At 68.3% G+C, this 16,868-nt stretch carries 17 protein-coding genes and 5 pseudogenes; 8 read left to right on the top strand and 14 right to left on the bottom strand.

The annotated features are described in order from the left end of the window. Positions 1-589: 589 nt before the first annotated feature. Both ACWF9Z_RS35405 and ACWF9Z_RS35400 read right to left on the bottom strand, forming a co-directional pair. Positions 590-979 (bottom strand): hypothetical protein, encoded by a 390-nt coding sequence (locus ACWF9Z_RS35405; RefSeq protein ID WP_030773773.1) that lies wholly within the window; start codon positions 977-979, stop codon positions 590-592. Positions 980-1,185: 206 nt separating this feature from the next. Next, a pseudogene (locus tag ACWF9Z_RS35400) lies at positions 1,186-1,933 on the bottom strand (transposase). Between the two features lie 312 nt (positions 1,934-2,245). Here ACWF9Z_RS35400 and ACWF9Z_RS35395 point away from each other — a divergent pair. After that, positions 2,246-2,359 (top strand): annotated as a pseudogene (locus ACWF9Z_RS35395) (IS21-like element helper ATPase IstB); the annotation flags it as partial. A gap of 33 nt (positions 2,360-2,392) precedes the next feature. Here ACWF9Z_RS35395 and ACWF9Z_RS35390 read toward each other — a convergent pair. Then, positions 2,393-2,806: a hypothetical protein gene (locus ACWF9Z_RS35390; RefSeq protein WP_453609568.1), complete on the bottom strand. Its 414-nt coding sequence runs from the start codon at positions 2,804-2,806 to the stop codon at positions 2,393-2,395. A 125-nt stretch (positions 2,807-2,931) separates the two neighbouring features. Beyond that, positions 2,932-3,123 (bottom strand): hypothetical protein, encoded by a 192-nt coding sequence (locus ACWF9Z_RS35385; RefSeq protein WP_453609567.1) that lies wholly within the window; start codon positions 3,121-3,123, stop codon positions 2,932-2,934. A gap of 146 nt (positions 3,124-3,269) precedes the next feature. On the opposite strand from ACWF9Z_RS35385, the pseudogene ACWF9Z_RS35380 reads away from it, so the two are divergent. From ACWF9Z_RS35380 to ACWF9Z_RS35370, 3 genes and pseudogenes are all read left to right on the top strand, one after another. Further along, a pseudogene (locus ACWF9Z_RS35380) lies at positions 3,270-4,124 on the top strand (IS5 family transposase). After that, on the top strand, positions 4,121-4,303 hold the full coding sequence (locus tag ACWF9Z_RS35375) for a hypothetical protein (protein WP_453609565.1): 183 nt from the start codon (positions 4,121-4,123) through the stop codon (positions 4,301-4,303). Before ACWF9Z_RS35380 ends, ACWF9Z_RS35375 begins: the two are co-directional and overlap by 4 nt. Positions 4,304-4,342: 39 nt before the next feature. Continuing rightward, on the top strand, positions 4,343-4,519 hold the full coding sequence (locus ACWF9Z_RS35370; RefSeq protein ID WP_453609563.1) for a hypothetical protein: 177 nt from the start codon (positions 4,343-4,345) through the stop codon (positions 4,517-4,519). Positions 4,520-4,683: 164 nt separating this feature from the next. Here ACWF9Z_RS35370 and ACWF9Z_RS35365 read toward each other — a convergent pair whose 3' ends face one another. From ACWF9Z_RS35365 to ACWF9Z_RS35355, 3 genes are all read right to left on the bottom strand, one after another. Further along, the gene (locus tag ACWF9Z_RS35365; protein ID WP_453609561.1) at positions 4,684-5,028 is read right to left on the bottom strand and encodes a hypothetical protein; all 345 of its coding nucleotides are present in this window, start codon (positions 5,026-5,028) and stop codon (positions 4,684-4,686) included. Next, on the bottom strand, positions 5,009-5,755 hold the full coding sequence (locus ACWF9Z_RS35360) for a hypothetical protein (protein WP_453609559.1): 747 nt from the start codon (positions 5,753-5,755) through the stop codon (positions 5,009-5,011). Before ACWF9Z_RS35360 ends, ACWF9Z_RS35365 begins: the two co-directional genes overlap by 20 nt. 83 nt (positions 5,756-5,838) lie before the next feature. Further along, on the bottom strand, positions 5,839-6,438 hold the full coding sequence (locus tag ACWF9Z_RS35355; protein WP_453609557.1) for a hypothetical protein: 600 nt from the start codon (positions 6,436-6,438) through the stop codon (positions 5,839-5,841). Positions 6,439-6,938: 500 nt separating this feature from the next. Between ACWF9Z_RS35355 and ACWF9Z_RS35350 the strand changes: the two genes are divergently transcribed. After that, positions 6,939-7,499: an HNH endonuclease family protein gene (locus ACWF9Z_RS35350; protein WP_453609555.1), complete on the top strand. Its 561-nt coding sequence runs from the start codon at positions 6,939-6,941 to the stop codon at positions 7,497-7,499. 305 nt (positions 7,500-7,804) lie between these two features. Here the strand turns inward: ACWF9Z_RS35350 and ACWF9Z_RS35345 are convergent, their stop codons facing one another. From ACWF9Z_RS35345 to ACWF9Z_RS35325, 5 genes are all read right to left on the bottom strand, one after another. Then, entirely contained in the window at positions 7,805-8,062 is a 258-nt protein-coding gene (locus tag ACWF9Z_RS35345) for a hypothetical protein (RefSeq protein WP_453609554.1), read from the bottom strand. Between the two features lie 562 nt (positions 8,063-8,624). After that, positions 8,625-9,029, bottom strand: coding sequence for a lamin tail domain-containing protein (locus tag ACWF9Z_RS35340; protein WP_453609552.1), 405 nt, complete (start codon positions 9,027-9,029; stop codon positions 8,625-8,627). Between the two features lie 789 nt (positions 9,030-9,818). Next, the gene (locus ACWF9Z_RS35335; protein ID WP_453609550.1) at positions 9,819-10,061 is read right to left on the bottom strand and encodes a LexA family protein; all 243 of its coding nucleotides are present in this window, start codon (positions 10,059-10,061) and stop codon (positions 9,819-9,821) included. Further along, positions 10,058-10,297: a hypothetical protein gene (locus ACWF9Z_RS35330; RefSeq protein WP_453609548.1), complete on the bottom strand. Its 240-nt coding sequence runs from the start codon at positions 10,295-10,297 to the stop codon at positions 10,058-10,060. Before ACWF9Z_RS35330 ends, ACWF9Z_RS35335 begins: the two co-directional genes overlap by 4 nt. A gap of 349 nt (positions 10,298-10,646) precedes the next feature. Beyond that, complete coding sequence (locus ACWF9Z_RS35325) at positions 10,647-10,880, bottom strand: hypothetical protein (RefSeq protein WP_453609546.1); 234 nt, start codon at positions 10,878-10,880, stop codon at positions 10,647-10,649. Between the two features lie 259 nt (positions 10,881-11,139). Between ACWF9Z_RS35325 and ACWF9Z_RS35320 the strand changes: the two genes are divergently transcribed. Beyond that, complete coding sequence (locus ACWF9Z_RS35320) at positions 11,140-11,580, top strand: hypothetical protein (RefSeq protein WP_453609544.1); 441 nt, start codon at positions 11,140-11,142, stop codon at positions 11,578-11,580. Between the two features lie 304 nt (positions 11,581-11,884). Here ACWF9Z_RS35320 and ACWF9Z_RS35315 read toward each other — a convergent pair. Together ACWF9Z_RS35315 and ACWF9Z_RS35310 are read right to left on the bottom strand one after the other, a co-directional pair. Beyond that, a pseudogene (locus ACWF9Z_RS35315) lies at positions 11,885-12,352 on the bottom strand (transposase family protein); the annotation flags it as partial. Between the two features lie 60 nt (positions 12,353-12,412). Beyond that, positions 12,413-14,041, bottom strand: a complete 1,629-nt coding sequence (locus tag ACWF9Z_RS35310; RefSeq protein ID WP_453609543.1) for an ISAzo13 family transposase — start codon at positions 14,039-14,041, stop codon at positions 12,413-12,415. A gap of 133 nt (positions 14,042-14,174) precedes the next feature. Here ACWF9Z_RS35310 and ACWF9Z_RS35305 point away from each other — a divergent pair. Together ACWF9Z_RS35305 and ltrA are read left to right on the top strand one after the other, a co-directional pair. Then, positions 14,175-14,678 (top strand): annotated as a pseudogene (locus ACWF9Z_RS35305) (winged helix-turn-helix domain-containing protein); the annotation flags it as partial. Between the two features lie 599 nt (positions 14,679-15,277). Further along, on the top strand, positions 15,278-16,747 hold the full coding sequence (gene ltrA, locus ACWF9Z_RS35300; protein ID WP_453609541.1) for a group II intron reverse transcriptase/maturase: 1,470 nt from the start codon (positions 15,278-15,280) through the stop codon (positions 16,745-16,747). Positions 16,748-16,868: the final 121 nt, after the last annotated feature.

The raw sequence follows: 16,868 nt of genomic DNA, 5'->3' as shown, positions 1-16,868 counted from the left end.
GGTAAACGGATCCCCCACCCCCCTGGGCCCCCCCGCCGCCGTGGTCGGGGGGGGGGGCGCAGCAGGGTATCTCAGACCAGGCCCGCCAGCAGCTCGGCAAACGGCTCCGGGCGGCTGAAGTAGCCGACGTGTTCGCCCGCCGCTCTCGACGCCGAGCTGCACGCCGCCCTGGCCGCTTTCGACGCTGCGGCCGCTCCGTGGCGTGAGGCCCTCGAGGACCTGGACGAAGACGTCCTCGCCGAGGCCGCCGCCGAAGCGCGGGCCTTCGGCGCCGGCCCGGCGGCCGCCGTCGACGAACTGGTGCGCGGCCTGCTCGGGCAGTTCGCCGACTGGCAGCAGTCGATCGGCGAGCTGGGCCGCGCGCTCGCCACGGCAACTGAAGGCCGACCGCTACCCGGCTGGTCCACCGAGGCCGGCCGCACCGAGGACATCGGGTGGCGCCAGGCCCGCACCACGCTGCTCGAGGCCGTCGCACGCCACCACCACGCTCACCTGCTCGCCGCCATCGTCGAGCTCGGCGGTGAGCTGGAGCTCCCAGCTACCCGAAACGGGCGCTTCAGGGGCGCGGTCATCCCAGAAGGCTGCGCGGTCAGCGCCGGCCGCCGCCGATGCGGCGGTCGTCGGCCAGTGCGGTCAGCGGGCCGAACTCGCGGGCAAGCTGGTTCCACGTCAGAACCTCGCCACAGCGGGCCGGGAACTCCTTCGGGTTGAACTCGGGCATGGTCCAGGTGCCAGTGCCCCGGTCCCGCAGCCACAGGTCCCCGTCACCGTCGACCACAGTCGGCGGGACCGGTACGGGCTCGGCCTGATCGGTGGGCTCCCAGGTGACCCGGCCCGGGTGGGAAACGCGGCGCAGCTCGGTGGTGGCCAGCCGCGCGGCCAAGTCACGGGTGGACTCTTCGGCGTCCTTGACCGACGTGAGTCGGAATGCGTCGTCAAGTACGGGCAGGGCTGGATTCTTGCTGCGCTTTGAACTCATACGCTGACTACCTCCGGTGGGGGGCGTCACATCCGTTATGGCACCCCGTAGAGGAACACGGTATCCGAGGCGGGAGCCGGGCCGGCTACGGCCACCGTCCAGGTGGAGGCGCTGGCACACCGGGCGGTGGGGCTAGGTCGTGAGCTGGTCCTGGACGTGGCGCAACCCGTGGTGGTAGTGCTCAGAGGTCGTTTTATCCCGCTGTTTTATCCCGGGATCAGCTGTTTGGTCTGGGGTGTCGGGTCACGCCAGGAGATGGTGTTCTCGCTGGTGAGGCGGCGGGCCATGAGGTCGGTCATGGCGATGTGGATCACGGCTTCGGAGCGTTCGGGGAGGGTCTCGCAGTCGCGGGCCAGGCGGCGGTGGAGCATGAGCCAGCCGTAGGTTCGCTCGACCGCCCACCGTTTCGGGATCGGGGTGAAACCCCTGGTCCCGGGCTTGCGAGTGGCGATTTCCATGTCGATGCCGAGGGCCGTGGCATGTTCGACGAGGTGCTGGCGGTAGCCGCCGTCGACCCGCACCTTGCGGATGCCGGGGTGTTCGGCGGCGACCTGGTCGAGCAGTGCGGTGCCGGCGATGGAGTCCTGCACGCTGGCCGCGGTGACCAGCACGGCGAGGAGGAGCCCGAGGGTGTCGGTGACGATGTTCCGCTTCCTACGACAATTGCCTGAGCAGGCCGTTGAGCTGGGCGAAGACACCTTCGTCGGCCCATTTGGCGAAGTAGCCGTAGACGGTGTTCCAGTGCGGGAAGTCGTGTGGGAGATAGGGCCACTGGACTCCGGTCCGGTCCGGATACAAGATCGCGTCCATGATGTCGCGCAGGTCGTGTTCGGGCGGCCGGCCTAAGTCCAGGGCCCTGCCGCGGCGCTCGAAGCGCCAGGCCGAAAGCACCGGCTCGATCAACTCCCAGCGGGCATCGGACAGATCACTCGGATACGGACGTCGCTTCGCCATGCTTTCAGGCGTACCGCCATGGACCGCGTGCGCCCAGGCGCACAGCCGCGACGGCGGAAGCACACCATTACCACGACGCCGCACTCCAAGAATCATCTGATTAAGCAACGAAACAGATGAAAACAACCTCCAAGAAGGGCTTGTACGGCACTCCAGGACCGTGCTGCGCCCCGTCTATCGCCCTTGTCCGCCGCCTGTGGCCGCGCAGATACCCGAGAGCGGGGCATGCACCGGGAGGGCCCGCAGCGCCCCGTACAGCGCTGCTGACGCGTATCCCGGTGACGCTGGGGGCGGGGTCGCCCGTGCTGCGCCCTCTGCGCGGCCATCGTCGACCGCCTCGCCTTCAACGGCACCATCATCGAGACCGGCACCGATTCATACCGCCTCGCCAGCACGCGAGCCCGGGCCGAAGCTGCGGCCAGCTAGGTTCCGCCAGGAGCGTCGGCCACTTCTCCAGTCTCAGGGGGAGTTGGCCTGCGGCCCATCGGAACGAAGCAGGGCCCGCAACTCGTCGGGGGTGACAGGCCCTGGATCAGGCACGGGCTGGCCGACGTCGGCGGGCCAACTGGGACGGAAGCGTTCGACGAATTCTGCGAAGTCGGTCCGCAGATATCGCGAGTCGGACGGCTTCAGCCGGATCTGTTGGCGGCTGTCTGCCCACCAGATCTCGAAATCGGCAACCGTGCCTTCCGCTGGCCAGTCCTTGCCCTCGTCCGGCAGCAGCATGACGTCGACGAAGCCTCCGACGCTCAGGCCGATGTCCACGAAGATCCCGATCGCTCCGGGCTGCGGTACTTTTACCACCGTGCCCTCGAAGACCTGCCCGAAGCGCAGGTCCCTCTGTATCCGAGCCCACTCGACATCTGTCACCACGAACAGATCATCACAGCTTCGTCCATCCACCTCAGCGACACGGGTGCCGTCATTTCTCGGTTCTGTCACGGATCTTGGGAGCAGTCGCAGAGAGTGATGGACGTTCGAATCTGCTCACGGTATGGCTATTCGAGGGCTAGGTAGTCAGGTGACGGATGAACTAGCTCGGGATGATCCGCCTCGTACCGATCGCCGTGGATCGCCAGCATCGCCCGGTGCCAGGCCTCGTCGTGAAAGATCAGTCCTCGATTGGTCGCTTCGGCGGGCTCGTACGGATACCGCTCCAGGGCGGCTTCCCCGGCTTCTTCTGGAGACAACCCACCATGATGCCGCATGGCCCGCGCGTAACCGCGCCGCTCTGAGAGGGCGTTAAGTCCGATCTTCGTTGGTTCGTGATCGCTCGATCGTGGTACTGATCGCTGTCCGGGCCGTCTGGTGGGCATGTCCATGTTGAGATGCGGGCGTGAAGAGAGAGCCGTACCTCAGCGACTTATCGGATGGGCAGTGGGCGTTGATCGAGCCGATAATCACGTCCTGGAAACAGGGCCGGGTGGCGCGGTCGGCGACCGGGGATCCAGGGTCCTGTGACCTGAGGGAGGTCGTGAACGCGATCTTCTATCAGAACCGGACGGGCTGTCAGTGGCGCATGCTGCCGCATGACCTGCCGGCCTGGTCGGCTGTGTTCTACTACTTCAGGCTGTGGCGCGAGGACGGGCTTGACCAGCGGATTCAGGAACTCCTGCGCTGCCAGGTGCGGGAGAAGGCCCGCCGATTAGAGGACCCGTCCCTCGTGATCATCGACACCCAGTCCGTCCGCGCCGCGGCGGGTGTCCCCGGGACCACGACGGGGCTGGACGCGAACAAGAAGGTCTCGGGGCGCAAGCGGGGACTGGCCGTCGACGTTCTGGGGCTGATCATCGGCGTCGTCGTCATGGCCGCCTCAGCGCACGACAACGCCGCCGGCACCGCCCTGCTGGACCAGGCCGCCGAGCGGTGCGGGATGCGCCTGGAGAAAGCCCTGGTCGATCAGGGATTCAAGGACGAAGTCATCGTTCACGGCGCACTGCTGGACATCGACGTCGAGGTCGTCCGCCGCAACCCTGCCGACCAGGACAAAGGGTTCGTCCCGTAGCCCAAGCGGTGGGTAGTAGAGCAGACCAACGGCACACTGATGCTCCACCGGCGCCTGACTCGTGATTACGACCACCGGCCCGACACCTCCGCCTCGCGCGTCTACTGGGCCTCCACCGCGAACATGGCCCGGCGCCTCACCACGCCCACCCCGGCCTGGCGCGACACCATCGGGCTGGCCGCGTGAACATCACCGAACTTCTGGTGGACCATCACATCCGCGAGAACGAGGCCGTAGCCCCCGCAGACGAACTCCACCATCAGATCGCGCACTTCACCGCCGCCCTGACCGAGACCGAAGCCCGCCTCACGGACCTCGCCACCACCCGCAAGATCATCACCGAACTCGCACCTACCGGCACCTAACCCGGTCCGCCCGAGTCGAGCACTGCCTACCAGGCCATCGTGGACGCCTTCAACCAGCACCCCGACCAGGCGTTCCGGGCCCGCGAGCTGCACGAACTCCTCGACATGCCCACCGACGACGCATCCGTCAACATCACCCGCAGCCGCCTCGGACGCCTCACCCGCCAAGGCTTCCTCACCCAACCCGGACGAGGCCGCTACCAGAAACGGACTTAACGCCCACTGAATACTCATCGACCCATGTTCTACCAGGGCCAGCAGGTCAGAGGGCAGGCAGGCGAAACTCGCGCACGTGCTACACCACCGCCCCCTTAGCCCCGCAACCCCGCCCGGTGAGACCCGCACCACATCCCACCCGGTGCCCAGACCCGTCCCGAGCGTTAGCCAGCGGCCGCGGCCGCACCCTCGCCGAACCGGGCCACGTCCTCGGCCGTGACGTCCAGGCGCAGCCGCTTGAACCGCAGCGCGTGGCGGTAGACCCCGCCGCGGTCGACGGCCCGGTCGGCGCTGATCTCCGCCACCAGATCCGGGCGGACCAGGACCGCGTCCAGGACGTCACGCGGCCCCCATGCGGCGAACCGCACGCCCTCCCACGGGCCCGGGCCGGCCTCCGCCAGATGCTCGGCAGCCTGCCGGGCCGCATCGGGGCGCAGCGCGACGGTACGGCCGGTCGTGTCGCGGGTGCAGGAGCGTGCGTTGGGTTTGTCAGGTGTCGCTGTGGTCACGCGGCGGCCCTGGGTCCCGACGTGTGTCGATGACGTCTAGGTCGGCGATGTCCATCAGCCGTTGCATGAGTTGGACGGAGAGGAGGGCTCTGGCGTGGCCTGCTTTGTCCAGGGCTTTCTGGGCGGATGTGAGTGCTTGTGGATAGTGGGGGTCGTTTTGAGGCAGCCTGGCGAGGTCACGCATGCGGTAGGTGGCACGGTCGAGTGCGTCCAGGATCAGCTGCCGGTCGGATTCGTCTACGCGTATGGTGCGATCGCTCACGCGGGTTCTCCTGAGCGGGCCTTCTGGGCGCCGTACCGAGATGCCGTGTGTTGTGCCTTCCCTGCGCGGCTCGCGCCGAGGAGGCTCGTTGCTCGCTGATGTGAGGACGATGGCGAATCCGTCACGGATGCCTTCGTAGATCGCTTCGGTTAAGGCTTCTCTGGCTTGGCGAGCGAGCTCCGGGAAGTCGGTGACTGCGTGGCCCTGCTGGACATCGTCCAACGTCACTTCCAGCAGATGGCACCAGTTGCCGACCACCCTGCGGATGAGGGCTACGCGGGCGACCCGGGCGCTGCGATGCTCGTGTGCCCTTGCCGCTGCGGCTTCCGCCTGTGCCTGTTCGCGCTGTCGTTCAGCTTCTCGGCGTGCTGCCTTCTGGGTCTGTAGCGGACCCCAGTACGCGGCGGCGCCTGCAACCACGGCACCGCCCAATGCGCCGAGCAGACCGTAGACCGCGTCCTGCATGCTCCCCGCCTCCGGTTGCGCCGCGGCTTGCGGCAGCTCTTTGTCCCGACCGCTCTGTCATGCCGCTTCGTCCTGCGTCCGGGTTACGCGTACTGGTTCCAGCGCCCGAAGCGGGCGAGGAGCGAGCGGGTCTGGTCGAGGTTCAGGCCGAGCTGCGCTGCCACGGTTTCGGGGTCCTGGTCTCGGGCTTCGTGGGCGGGTGCGTAGCTGGTGCGTTGTGCGATGAGTTCGAGGCGTCGGGCTGCTTTGAGGGCGGCGGTTGGGGAGTCTTGGGCGAGGTTTTCGATTGCTGTCGTGACGGTTTCGAGGAGGGTGTCGAGTTCGAGGGGTAGGGGGATGGTGCTTGCGCCGATGTTGAGGATGTGGTGGTCCCAGTCGTCGATGCACTGGTCCGCGATGTCGGTGCCGGCGTGGTGGAAGGGCTGGTCTGCGATCTCGTCCCAGTTGATGGGGTGGGATGGGCCGGTCCAGCCGCATGCGCATTCCGCGCGCAGGACGGCGGCTTGGGGCCGCTTCGGCCAGGTGCCTCCGTCGTAGACGCTCCAGTGGCGGACCTCTTGGCCGTAGCTGGATGCGCCGTCGAAGTACACCGGCTTGGGGACACTCCCGTCGGCCAGGAGGACGCCCGCCCGGCCCTCGTGGGACTTGCCGAACTCATCCGTCGTCCACGTCTCGTCGCCCACCACGGCCCCGCCCCTCCACACACGTCCTGGCGGCCCTTCGCCAGCTCTGGGTCCGACCATCGCGCACCTGTGCTCGGCCGGAGAGGGAATCCGGCAAAGTGCCTCCCGACGATGCCGACCGAGGTCACGGGTGCGTTGCCTCTTCGTGGTGGCCGGGGGCGGCGGAGAGTGGGGTCCGCGTCGGGCGCGCGTTGCGGATGGTCGAGCAGGCCTCCTGCGCTGTGGCGCTGCGGATCTCGGACGTGTTCCCGGATGGCTCCTGCATGCCGTGGTGACCTCGCGGCCTTCGCGGGATAGGTGGGGTGGGTAGGGTCGCCGAGGTGATTTCAATACAGTTTGGGATGGTTATGCCTCGTCAGGTGCGGCTGTGTGTGGGTGTGGTGATGGCTGTTCTGCTGGCCGGTGGGCTTGCGGGATGCAATCCGGGAGTGACGGCGGGCGGTGACGGCAAGCCGTCTCGGTCCGGTCAGGGTTCGGGTGGAGCGCAGGGTGCGCCGGGGGTGCGGGCGCTGCCTGGTCTGTCGACGGCGTCGGTGGCCCGCGGTCAGCTCGCCGGGCTGAAGGTGGCCGGTCAGCAGTCGATGGCCGGATACTCCAGGGCCAAGTTCTCGCACTGGGCCGGGCAGGGTAGTGCCTGTGACACCCGGGAGGTCGTTCTTGAGCGGGCCGGCAGCAAGGTGAAGCGGGACAGCGAGTGCAAGGCCGTTTCGGGTACGTGGGTCTCCGTTTACGACGGGATCACCTTCACGGACGCCGGGAAGCTCGACATCGACCATATGGTGCCGTTGGCGAACGCCTGGCGGTCGGGCGCCGGCTCCTGGACGCCCGAGCGCCGCAAGGACTTCGCCAACGACCTCACCCGCCCCCAGCTCCTGGCGGTATCGGCGGCGACGAACCGGGCCAAGGGCGACCAGGGCCCCGATGAATGGCAGCCCCCGGCCAAAACGTACTGGTGCACGTATGCGACGGCCTGGACGAACGTGAAAAGCACCTACCAGCTGACGGTCACCCAGGCGGAGAAGACGAAACTGACCGAGATGCTGGAGACGTGCCCCTCATGACCCTCCGCAGTCGGGCAACGATCCGGCCCCGGCCACGGCGCGAATGCAGAAGGGCCGGTAGCCCTGGCCGCCTACATCAAAGCAGGCCCTGGCGGCGCGATGACCGACGAAGCCGGCGTCATCACCGGCGACGTCGCCCTGATCGGGTGGAGTCCGAGCATCGGGCCGAGGATCGCGGGTTGCAGGTCTTGTGTGAGGGCGACCAGGGCGGTGGTGCGGGCAGGCCGGTGGCGCCCAGCCTGCGACCCGGTTGTCGACGGAGACTGATCAGCCCGTGCCCGGGAGACGAGCTCCACGTCCCCGGGTCAGGGAGTGTCCCCGCGCCAGCGGAACGGTCCCTGAAGATCCGCCTCGTCGGGCGCGTAGAAGGCGCGGCCGCCGGGCCCGTACAGGCCTCGGTCGGTGACCAGGAGGCAACCCTCAGCCCGGTCCTCGTCCCGCCAGTCACTGACGTCGAGGAGCCGACCGTCGAGCGGGCCGCCCACCAGGCCTACCAGCGTGCGGCCGGGCACCGGCTCGCACAGCTCGCCGTCCCGGCCGTCATACACCTGAGGCACATCCATGCCACTCACCCCACCAGCCTGCCCCCACGCCCGCCCCGCCCACCCGGCAAACGGATGAAATCCCATGGGGCGGAAGCCTTGTGGCGGCCCGGTGGTACTGCTGCCCCCAGAGCGCTCTGGGCACCGGGCCTCACCCACGCACGCCACATCGGCACGGCCTGGAAAAGACACTAGCCCCCGGCCGGGCGGGAACTCTGACACCGGCACCGCCGGCCAGGCGCGTGAAGGCAGCTCCGTGCCGGCCGGCACATCCGGAAACCCACGAATACCAAGGTCCGGGTGCCCTGCCCCGGAGGCTCGGGGCGCCCGGGGCAGGGCACGTGCTCACTATCCCAGCGAGCCCGGCAGAACCGGTTCCGCAACCCTCACCAACACGAAAAGGCGTGTGAGCGGACCACCCGTGCATGGGCCTTCGCGGCCGGGCTACCGGCCGGAAAGGGCCGTGCGGGCCGTCACCTGGTGAAGGGTGACGGCCCGCACAGCCAGTGAGCAGTTCCCGCCCGGCACCGGGGGGGGTTGGGCGGTCGCCCGCCGACAGGCGGCCGCCCGACCTCCGCCTGGGTCAGTGGCGGCGGCCCCAGGTCTCGGTGTCGACGGTGCGGCCACGGTCGTCGCGCAGGGTGGCGGTGTCGGCGCGGTTGTCCCAGATGTGGTCGCGCTTGCCCTGGAAGAGGTCGGTGCGGGTGTCGCGTCCGGCGCCGGTGCGGATGCGGATGGTGGCACGTCCGGCGATGCGGGTGCCGTTGAAGCGGTAGCGGTTGCCGTCGGAGTCACGCAGCGTCCAGCCGCGCAGGTTGACGGCCTGGCGGGTGGTGTTGGTGATCTCGACCCATTCGCCGTTCAGGGACCGGTTGGAGCGGTCGTCGCGTCCGGGGCTGTCGGCCTGGACGCGGGAGATCTCCACCCGCGGGTGCCGGTCGTGATTCCGGTCCGCGGCGGTGGCGGGGAGGGCGGCGGCGCCGACCACGGCTCCGGCGGCCAGAACGGTGGCGGCGATACGGGGGCGGTCGAAGAAGCAGACATGTGATGGCCCCTCAAGAACAGGTCCTCACCGGCCGATACACCCTGGTAGCGGTGCCGGTGCCGGTGCCCGGCCCGTTCGCCGGGCCGAGGAGCCACACTCTCGGCCCTCCGACCGGTCGGCCGCAGCCCCCGCCGTGACCGGTTACCGGACACGGACCTTCGCGTGACACTCACCTGCACACCACACACAACCCGTGCAGCCATGGCCCTGACATTCACTGAGGGCTACACCGACCCGCACCCCACACAGTGCGGACGATCAACACGCTCCGGCGCACCACCAGCGCACATTGAAGCTCCACCACTCAAACGGATCAGCAGATTCCGTAACGGCCGTTCACCACGTTTCTTCGCACACACCCACCAGCGATCACACGCATGTACGCACATATTCCGCGGCGCGTGGACGAAGCGGAGGGCAGGTCACGGTGACGCGCAGGACGTACGGCTCGCCGGTCCTGCAAGAGCGAATGCCCTCAGGTCTGGTCGATGAGGAAGCCGCGGAGGGCGGGGGCGGGCGGGGTGTAGCGGCGGGGAGCGCGGATGGGGAGTCCGGAGCCGGTGCGGCCTGCGGGTGGGAATGGCGGAAGGGAGCCGCGCAGGAATCGGGGGAGGCGGTGGCGTGGCGCATCCTGCATGGGATGCGGCCACCCTCTGCCGTCCGCCGCGACGGCCCCACGCCCAGCCTGGTCCGCTCCCGGGGTCACGGCCTGGTGGAAGGCGACGGACGGCTTTAGCGCGAGGCAGCCAGCCGGCGCACCGCGGGGCCCGTGAGTTCGGCCGTGGACCAGGCCCGGCCGGAGCGGACCAGCAGCCCGCCGCGCTCGAGGTGGGCCAGTTGGAAGGCGACGCTGCTCGAGCTGGCGAGCCCCACGGCAGAGCCGATCTCGCGGACCGACAGACCCGCGCCGTGCGCGGCGGTATGGGCGGCGATCGCCTCGAGGATCCGCAGCCGGCGCTCGGTCAACCGGATCACGCCGCCCACCCCCAACGGCTTGCGCGGGCCTGGCGCAGCAGCTCCATCCGGCCCGCAGACGACCGGCCGGGGACCGCCCAGTACGGGTGGGTGGCCAGGGCGCGGGAGAGGTCCAGGAGCTCGCGGCGCAGGACGGTAGGGCTCTGCGTGGGGGTGAGGCGGGCGAGGGCCTCATAGGTGCGGATCCAGGCGAGCTGGGTCCGGATCAGATCGGGGGGAAAGTGCTGGTGGCGCATATTTCATTAACACTGATGTTCGAATTTCGAGGCAAGTCGGGCAGGGTCGCGGAAGGGCGCGGTGTGGGGCGGCAGGCGACGCGCAGGCCGGGCTGTGGCCACTGGTACGCGCGGTACACCACGAGGGTGGAGTTGTTCAGGTCGACGTCCACTTGATAGATCACCCGCCCGTCGGCCCAGCCCTGGCGGGCCAGGACCGTAGCCAGGCGCCAGGCGCCGGACGACCACACGTACAGGGCGGGGCGGACCATGCCGGGCCACGTCCGGATCCGGGGCCGGGGGCCGTCCTCGGGCCTCCACGGCCGGGCCCCGACCGGTTCGGTGATCTCCGCCCCGCGCATCGGCCGGCCTACGCCGCTTCGCCCGCCGGGGGCCGGCCCTGCTGCTTCAGCAGCTGCCGCGCCGCCACGACGTCCTCCCGGGCCACCGTGGCCCAGTGCGGGTGATCGACGACAGCCGCGGCAAGGTCGCGCAGTTCCTGCCACATCCGCTCCACGCGATCCTTCTGCTCCTGCGTCCAACCGGGGCTGGCGGCGACGTCGCCACGGGGCGAGTACCGCTCGCCGACCGTCCAGCCCTCCATCGGCTCGACACTCCACGGAAGGGCCGCGAGGTACGCCTCGTGTTCGGCGCGGGCGCGGTGAAGCTCGGTCTGGAGCTTGAGGAGATCGGCCGGGAAGGGCGCAGTGTCAGTTACCCCCAGATCGTAAGTCCGTTCGATTTACGATGGGAAGTCGCCGCACCGGCCCGCACCTCCTGTGGTGTCAGGAGCCGCGGGGCAATGAAAACTCTGCCCGGGGGTTCCGTGGGGGGGGCCAGCTCCTGCGTGGTCTACTCGCGGCATGGCCACCTCGAACTTGGACTACTGCGACTCTGGATTCTGGGTCCGCGACGAGCAAGCCGAAGTGTGGCTGTACCTGCTGGCGCAGGAGGCGAAGGCGGTCGCTGACGCCCCTGAGTGGTTGGCCGGCGCCTGCGACGATTGGGAGATGCAGGCCACGACCGGCTTCGTGGGGTTCGTCTCGTCCTGTCTGGACGAGCACCTTGGGACGGAACCCGCTCGGGTCGCGCTCGCGCTGCACCTATCTGAGTGCGTCCTGCAGCGACTGCTCGCATGGACCCCCGCCATCCCGAAGGATCTCGTCAACTCCTACGGCACAGGCGGCCATGACGAAGGCTTCGACGTGGACCTGCCCGTCGAACCCATGCTGGCGTGCGGTCGCGCGTTCACAAGCCTTCTGCGAAGACAGCTCCCGCCAGGACACGACAACTGGGCCTGCTGACCTCGGCCGTAGGGCCGTCTCCCGGGGAGCAGGCGGCTCTGCCGACGCCGAGCCGAGCACCAAGGTTGTCCATCAGGGCCAGGCATCACGCTCGGTCACAACCTCCCGGATCCCCTGGTCAGACGGCGGGAGTCCTCAAAGTCGTGGCCCCGGAAACCGTGGCCGTCCTTGTGCCAGTCCAGGAACAGCACACCACCCCCATACGCGCCGGACCCGGCCCGCCCACTGATCACGGGCATCCTGTACGAGCCGTCGTGGTCCTCGCGCGACGTCGCCCGCTCCATCCGCTCCTTCAGGTCGTGCAGTCGTTGCGGTTTCCCGCGAGCGGTCGGCCGACTACGACGACCAGGCGGGTGTCGGCGTCGATGACGATCTGGTGGTTGGTGGAGTACCGGTAGTTCTTCGACTGCGCGGCGATGGTGTGGTCGCGGGTGGGGACCAGGGTGCCGTCCACGATGAGCACGGTGTCCTTGGCGAACCGCTTTCGGGGCTGGAGCGCGAGCATCGGCCCGAGGTGGTCGATGATGCGGTCCGCCGCCGACTTCGAGACCCCGAACAGCGGGGCGAGCTGTCGCATCGTCAAGTTCGTGCCCCAGTAGGCCGCGACCAGCAGTGCCCGGTCCTCCAGCGGAAGGCTCCACGGCCGGCCCTTGCGGACCGCGTCCGCACCCTCGCGCCGCAGCACGGTCACCAGCTTCCCGAAACAACGCGGACTCAGCCCGGTGAACGGGGCTATCCAGGACGGCTCCGACGCCGTGATCACACCAGCCACACCAAGATCACCTCACCCGCGACCAGCAGTTACGGGACAGCCCTTAGGGCTTGCAGATCATTAACACGTCGTTTTGATCTTGCTGCTGGCTTCGCTGCTCTGAGCCAGAATCCGCGTGTGGAGGACGGTGAGGGCGGCTGGCGGAGTAGCGGCGGGTGGGATGACGATGCCGTGGGCTTTGAGCAGTTTCCTGATCTTCAGGAGGGTGCGGTGCATGGCGGTGCGGCTGCTGGCGAACAGCACGGCGAGGGGTTCCGCGGCCAGATTGACGTGCAGGTGGAGCACGGCGGCCAGGACTTGGTCGTGAAAGGCGAGGTGGGGCGGGCGGCCGCGCCGGGTGTCTCCGTCCGGTGCCAGTGCCTGGACCAGGTCGTGCAGCTGGTCGGGAGACATGCCGGTCAGCGAGGCATCGGTCAGCAGGGCCGGCGTCCATTCCGGTTCGCACGGTTCCGGAGTCCGGGCCGCCGGGATGAGTGGGGCCGGATGGGGGTACAGGACGTAGTTCCAGTCGCCGTGGAAGGCATGCCGGGTCAGTGGCAGAGCCGCCATCTCCGCATCACCGATCGTGACTCCAGTCGGGTAGGCATTGGTGTCCAGCTCGGCCGTGACCTGCAGTCCGGTGCGGGTGGTGGTTGCGGCGATGGATTGGACGATGACTTCGTGGCTGGTCAGCGGGCGGCCGCGCCAGTTCATGGTGATGTGGGAGAAGAGGCGGTGTTCGATCTTGTTCCACTTCGATGTGCCCGGCGGCAGGTGGCAGACGGTGATCGTCAGTCCGGTTTCGGCAGCGAGGCGGGCGAGTTCGAGTTTCCAGGCCCGGGTGCGGTAGCCGTTGGATCCGCCGGCGTCAGCGGTGATCAGCAGCCGTGTCGCACGCGGGTAGGCAGCGTGGCCCTGGCCGTGCCACCAGCGGCGGATGGATTCCACCGCGAACGCGGCGGTGTCGTGATCGGTGCCGACGTTGACCCAGCCGGTGTTCGCAGCCAGGTCGTAGATCCCGTACGGGATCGCCTTGCCCAGCTTCGGGTCGGCGAAGTCGTGCATGTTCACCGGCACCGGATCACCGACCGGACGCCACTGACGGCCGTCGTTCTTGAACTCGCCGACGAGCTCCTTCTTCTTGGTGTCCACGCTGATGACCGGCTGGCCGGCGTCCCGGTGCTCGCGGGCTTGCTCGTTGAGGTAACGAAACTGCGCGTCCCGGTCGACGTGCTGGCTGCCCTCGAGCGTTTTGGCGTTGGCCTGCAGGCTGAAGCCTTCCTCCCGCAGCAGATCCGCGACGCTGTCGGCACTGACCCGGTGCCCGGCCCGGGCCAGTTCCCTCGCGAGTGCCCGGGTCGACTTCAGCGTCCATCGCAGCGGCGACATCGGGTCACCCCGCACATCCGGCTCGACCAGCGCCAGCAAAGCCGGCCGCAACCCCGGATCGAGATCCGCGACCCGCTTGCGGCCCCCGCCCGGACGCCGCACCCGGCCCAGAGGCTCCTCACCGGCCTCCAGCTCGAACACACCCTTGCGGACCGTCGTCTCACTCACCCCGGCCGCCCGTGCGGCAGTCCGAACGCCGCCGTGCCCCAAGACACGAGCCTCGGCAGCCATCAACAACCGACGCTGCCGCTCGTCCAGATGCGGGAACAACACCGCGAACTTCACAGAGAGTTGGTTACGAGTCTCGTCCGGGATGCGCATACCACACCAACGAGCCCCAGCACGGGAAGCAACACCTTGATGATCTGCAAGCACTTAGTAGTGCTTTGTTACTGAGGTTTTCGGGTTGTCGTCGGGTGATGACGGGTCATGATCCTTGCGGTATGCCGGTGGTATACGTTATCCGGAGGGTGGGGGCCTGACTGCTGAGCGTCGGGCGTTTCGTGAGGGGATCCGGCTTGAGGCCGGCGTGCGGTTCGCGGTGGGTGAGAAGACCGCGGTGATCGCGAAGGATCTGCGGGTGAGTGTGCGGTCGGTGGAACGCTGACGTCGTGCCTGGCGCGAGGGCGGCATGGAGGCCCTGGGCTCGGCCGGAGCGGCGAACTCCCCGACCGTCACCGATGCCCAGTTCGCCGTACTGGAGGAGGAGCTCCGCAGGGGCCCGGCCGCGCACGGTTTCGAGGATTGGACTCTGGTCCGGGTCCGGACGGTGATCCGCCGCAGGTTGCGCCTGACGTTGTCGGTGGCGACGGTGTGGCGGCTGCTGAAACGGCATGGCTGGTCCTGGCAGGCACCTATCCGCAGAGCACTCGAGCGTGACGAGCGCGCTGTGGAGTTGTGGAAGAAGGAGGTGTGGCCGCGGCTAAAAGCCTCACGGCGGCGTGTGGGGGCTGGATCGTCTTCGAGTTGCGCCGTGAGGCGCTGTGATTCGTGTGGAGGTGAGAGACCTTCATCGCTGACCTGTCGTAGCAGGGAGGTGGAGCTGAGGGCAGCCTGATCCGGGTGATGCCGGGGAGGGCGGGAGCGGCCCTGACAAAGCCGGGACGTGCCAGTACTGCCAGATGGTGCGGGTCCGGCGAGCGGGACGGAGAGGAGTACGCGAGGAACCGGCGTCTTTACGTCTCTTAACGACTACACCGGCTCGAACCTGGTGGATCTGGGCCGGAAGCGGTGCGCACTCGCCGTCTGGTGGCGGCGGGGAACTCCTTGGCCGGTATTTCGAAGCCGGTCGGGAGGCCACGAGGAAGGTCTACGGCGTACTCGTGGCGATGCCGCAGGGACACAGTCGGGCTCCTACTTCGACGAGCGAATCACAGTGAACACGGGAACCACCGGTCTCAACTCCTCTCTTGCGGGCGTCCAGTCAGCTGGTGGGGATAGGCGCATCGACCGCCGAACGGGCCGGGTGGGGCGGAGCCGCCGTAGTACTCCGAGCCGGGGAAAGCCCGAGCACATGGGGAAGGGCGGCAGCGGTATCGAGAAGGGAAGGGGACTGCAATGCCGAAAGACGCACCGCTGAACAGCGGTGCCCTGCTGGAGTCGGCCCCGGTGGGGCCGCGTCAGCGGGTATCGGAGATGCAGGCCAAGCTTCACCGTTGGGCGGCGGCCGATCCCGGCCGCCGGTTCGATGATCTGTTCAACCTCGTGCACGACCCGGCGACGCTGATCGTGGCGTTTGACCGGGTCGCCGGCAACCGGGGAGCCCGTACTCCCGGCGTGGACGGCCTGACGGCCGCCGACGTTGAGGAGCGACTCGGGGTCCCCGGATTCCTGGACGGCCTACGGGCCCAGCTCAGGCAGGGCTCGTTCCGGCCGCTACCGGTGCGGGAGCGCAAGATTCCCAAACCGGGCGGGTCGGGGAAGGTGCGGCGGCTGGGGATTCCCGTGATCGCCGACCGGGTCGTCCAGGCCGCGCTGAAGCTGGTGCTGGAGCCGATTTTCGAGGCCGACTTCAAGCCGGTCTCCTACGGCTTCCGGCCCAGACGGCGGGCTCAGGACGCGATTGCCGAGATCCACTTCTATGGCACCCACGGCTACCGTTGGGTGCTGGACGCGGACATCGCGGCGTGCTTCGACGAGATCGACCACGTTGCACTGATGGACCGCGTTCGGAAGAGGATCAAGGACAAGCGAGTACTGGCACTGGTGAAGGCATTCCTGAAGTCCGGTCTCCTCACGGAGCTCGGTGAACATCAGGAGACATTCACCGGCACGCCGCAAGGGGGGATCATCTCCCCGCTCCTGGCGAACATCGCCCTGTCGGCGCTCGATGAGCACCTGCACCGCGCCTGGGAGCCGGATGGAGAGTTGTCCACCAGCAGTCGGCGTGAACGACGGAGTGCCAAGGGCCTGCCCTCGTGGCGGCTGGTCCGCTACGCGGACGACTTCGTCGCCCTGGTCAAAGGGACCAGGCAGGATACCGAGGCACTGCGTGAGGAGATCGCCCAGGTCCTCGCACCGATCGGGTTGCGGCTTTCGGAAGCCAAGACCCAACTGGTGCACCTGAGCGAGGGGTTCGACTTCCTGGGGTTCCACATCCAGTGGCGCCGCAAACGCGGAACGGACAAGTGGTACGTCTACACCTTCATCGCCGACCGGCCACTCCGGACGGTGAAGGCGAAGATCCGTAACCTCACCCACAGGACATCGCAGCAGGACCTGACCGTGGTCCTGGTGAACCTCAACCAGGTCACCCACGGATGGGCCAACTACTTCAGGCATGCCGTCGCGAAGCGCACCTTCAGCAACCTGGACAACCTCGTCTGGTGGCGAGTCATCCGGCTGCTGCAAGAGCGGCATCACTGGAACTGGACGGACGTCCGCAGACGGCTCACCACCCCCACCGGGCGGTGGCGGCCGATCAGCGCGGGCGAGATCGAGTTGCGGAAGATCAGCGCGATCCCGGTCACCCGGTATCGCTACCGCGGCAACACGATCCCCACCCCCTGGACCCCTGCAACCACCTGACGGCAGAGACCGTGGAGAGCCCGTTGCCTAAGGGCTGTCCCGTAAATGATCTTTGGGTGGGCCTGGGCGTGGCTGTTCGCTGTGTGGCTTGTCCGTCTATCCGGCGAGGGCGAGGTTGTGC

It is taken from the genome of Streptomyces sp. NPDC054961 (assembly GCF_053609145.1).
The sequence above is the reverse complement of the archived record's forward strand: the minus strand, read 5'-3'. Positions and strand labels throughout refer to the sequence as shown.

Excerpts from the sequence above, each read along its gene's own strand:
- ltrA (WP_453609541.1), top strand. The coding sequence starts at position 15,278 with ATGCCGAAAGACGCACCGCTGAACAGCGGTGCCCTGCTGGAGTCGGCC.
- ACWF9Z_RS35320 (WP_453609544.1), top strand. The coding sequence starts at position 11,140 with ATGGCCACCTCGAACTTGGACTACTGCGACTCTGGATTCTGGGTCCGC.
- ACWF9Z_RS35360 (WP_453609559.1), bottom strand. The coding sequence starts at position 5,755 with ATGCAGGACGCGGTCTACGGTCTGCTCGGCGCATTGGGCGGTGCCGTG.
- ACWF9Z_RS35330 (WP_453609548.1), bottom strand. The coding sequence starts at position 10,297 with ATGCGCCACCAGCACTTTCCCCCCGATCTGATCCGGACCCAGCTCGCC.
- ACWF9Z_RS35310 (WP_453609543.1), bottom strand. The coding sequence starts at position 14,041 with ATGCGCATCCCGGACGAGACTCGTAACCAACTCTCTGTGAAGTTCGCG.
- ACWF9Z_RS35325 (WP_453609546.1), bottom strand. The coding sequence starts at position 10,880 with ATGGAGGGCTGGACGGTCGGCGAGCGGTACTCGCCCCGTGGCGACGTC.
- ACWF9Z_RS35405 (WP_030773773.1), bottom strand. The coding sequence starts at position 979 with ATGAGTTCAAAGCGCAGCAAGAATCCAGCCCTGCCCGTACTTGACGAC.
- ACWF9Z_RS35345 (WP_453609554.1), bottom strand. The coding sequence starts at position 8,062 with ATGGATGTGCCTCAGGTGTATGACGGCCGGGACGGCGAGCTGTGCGAG.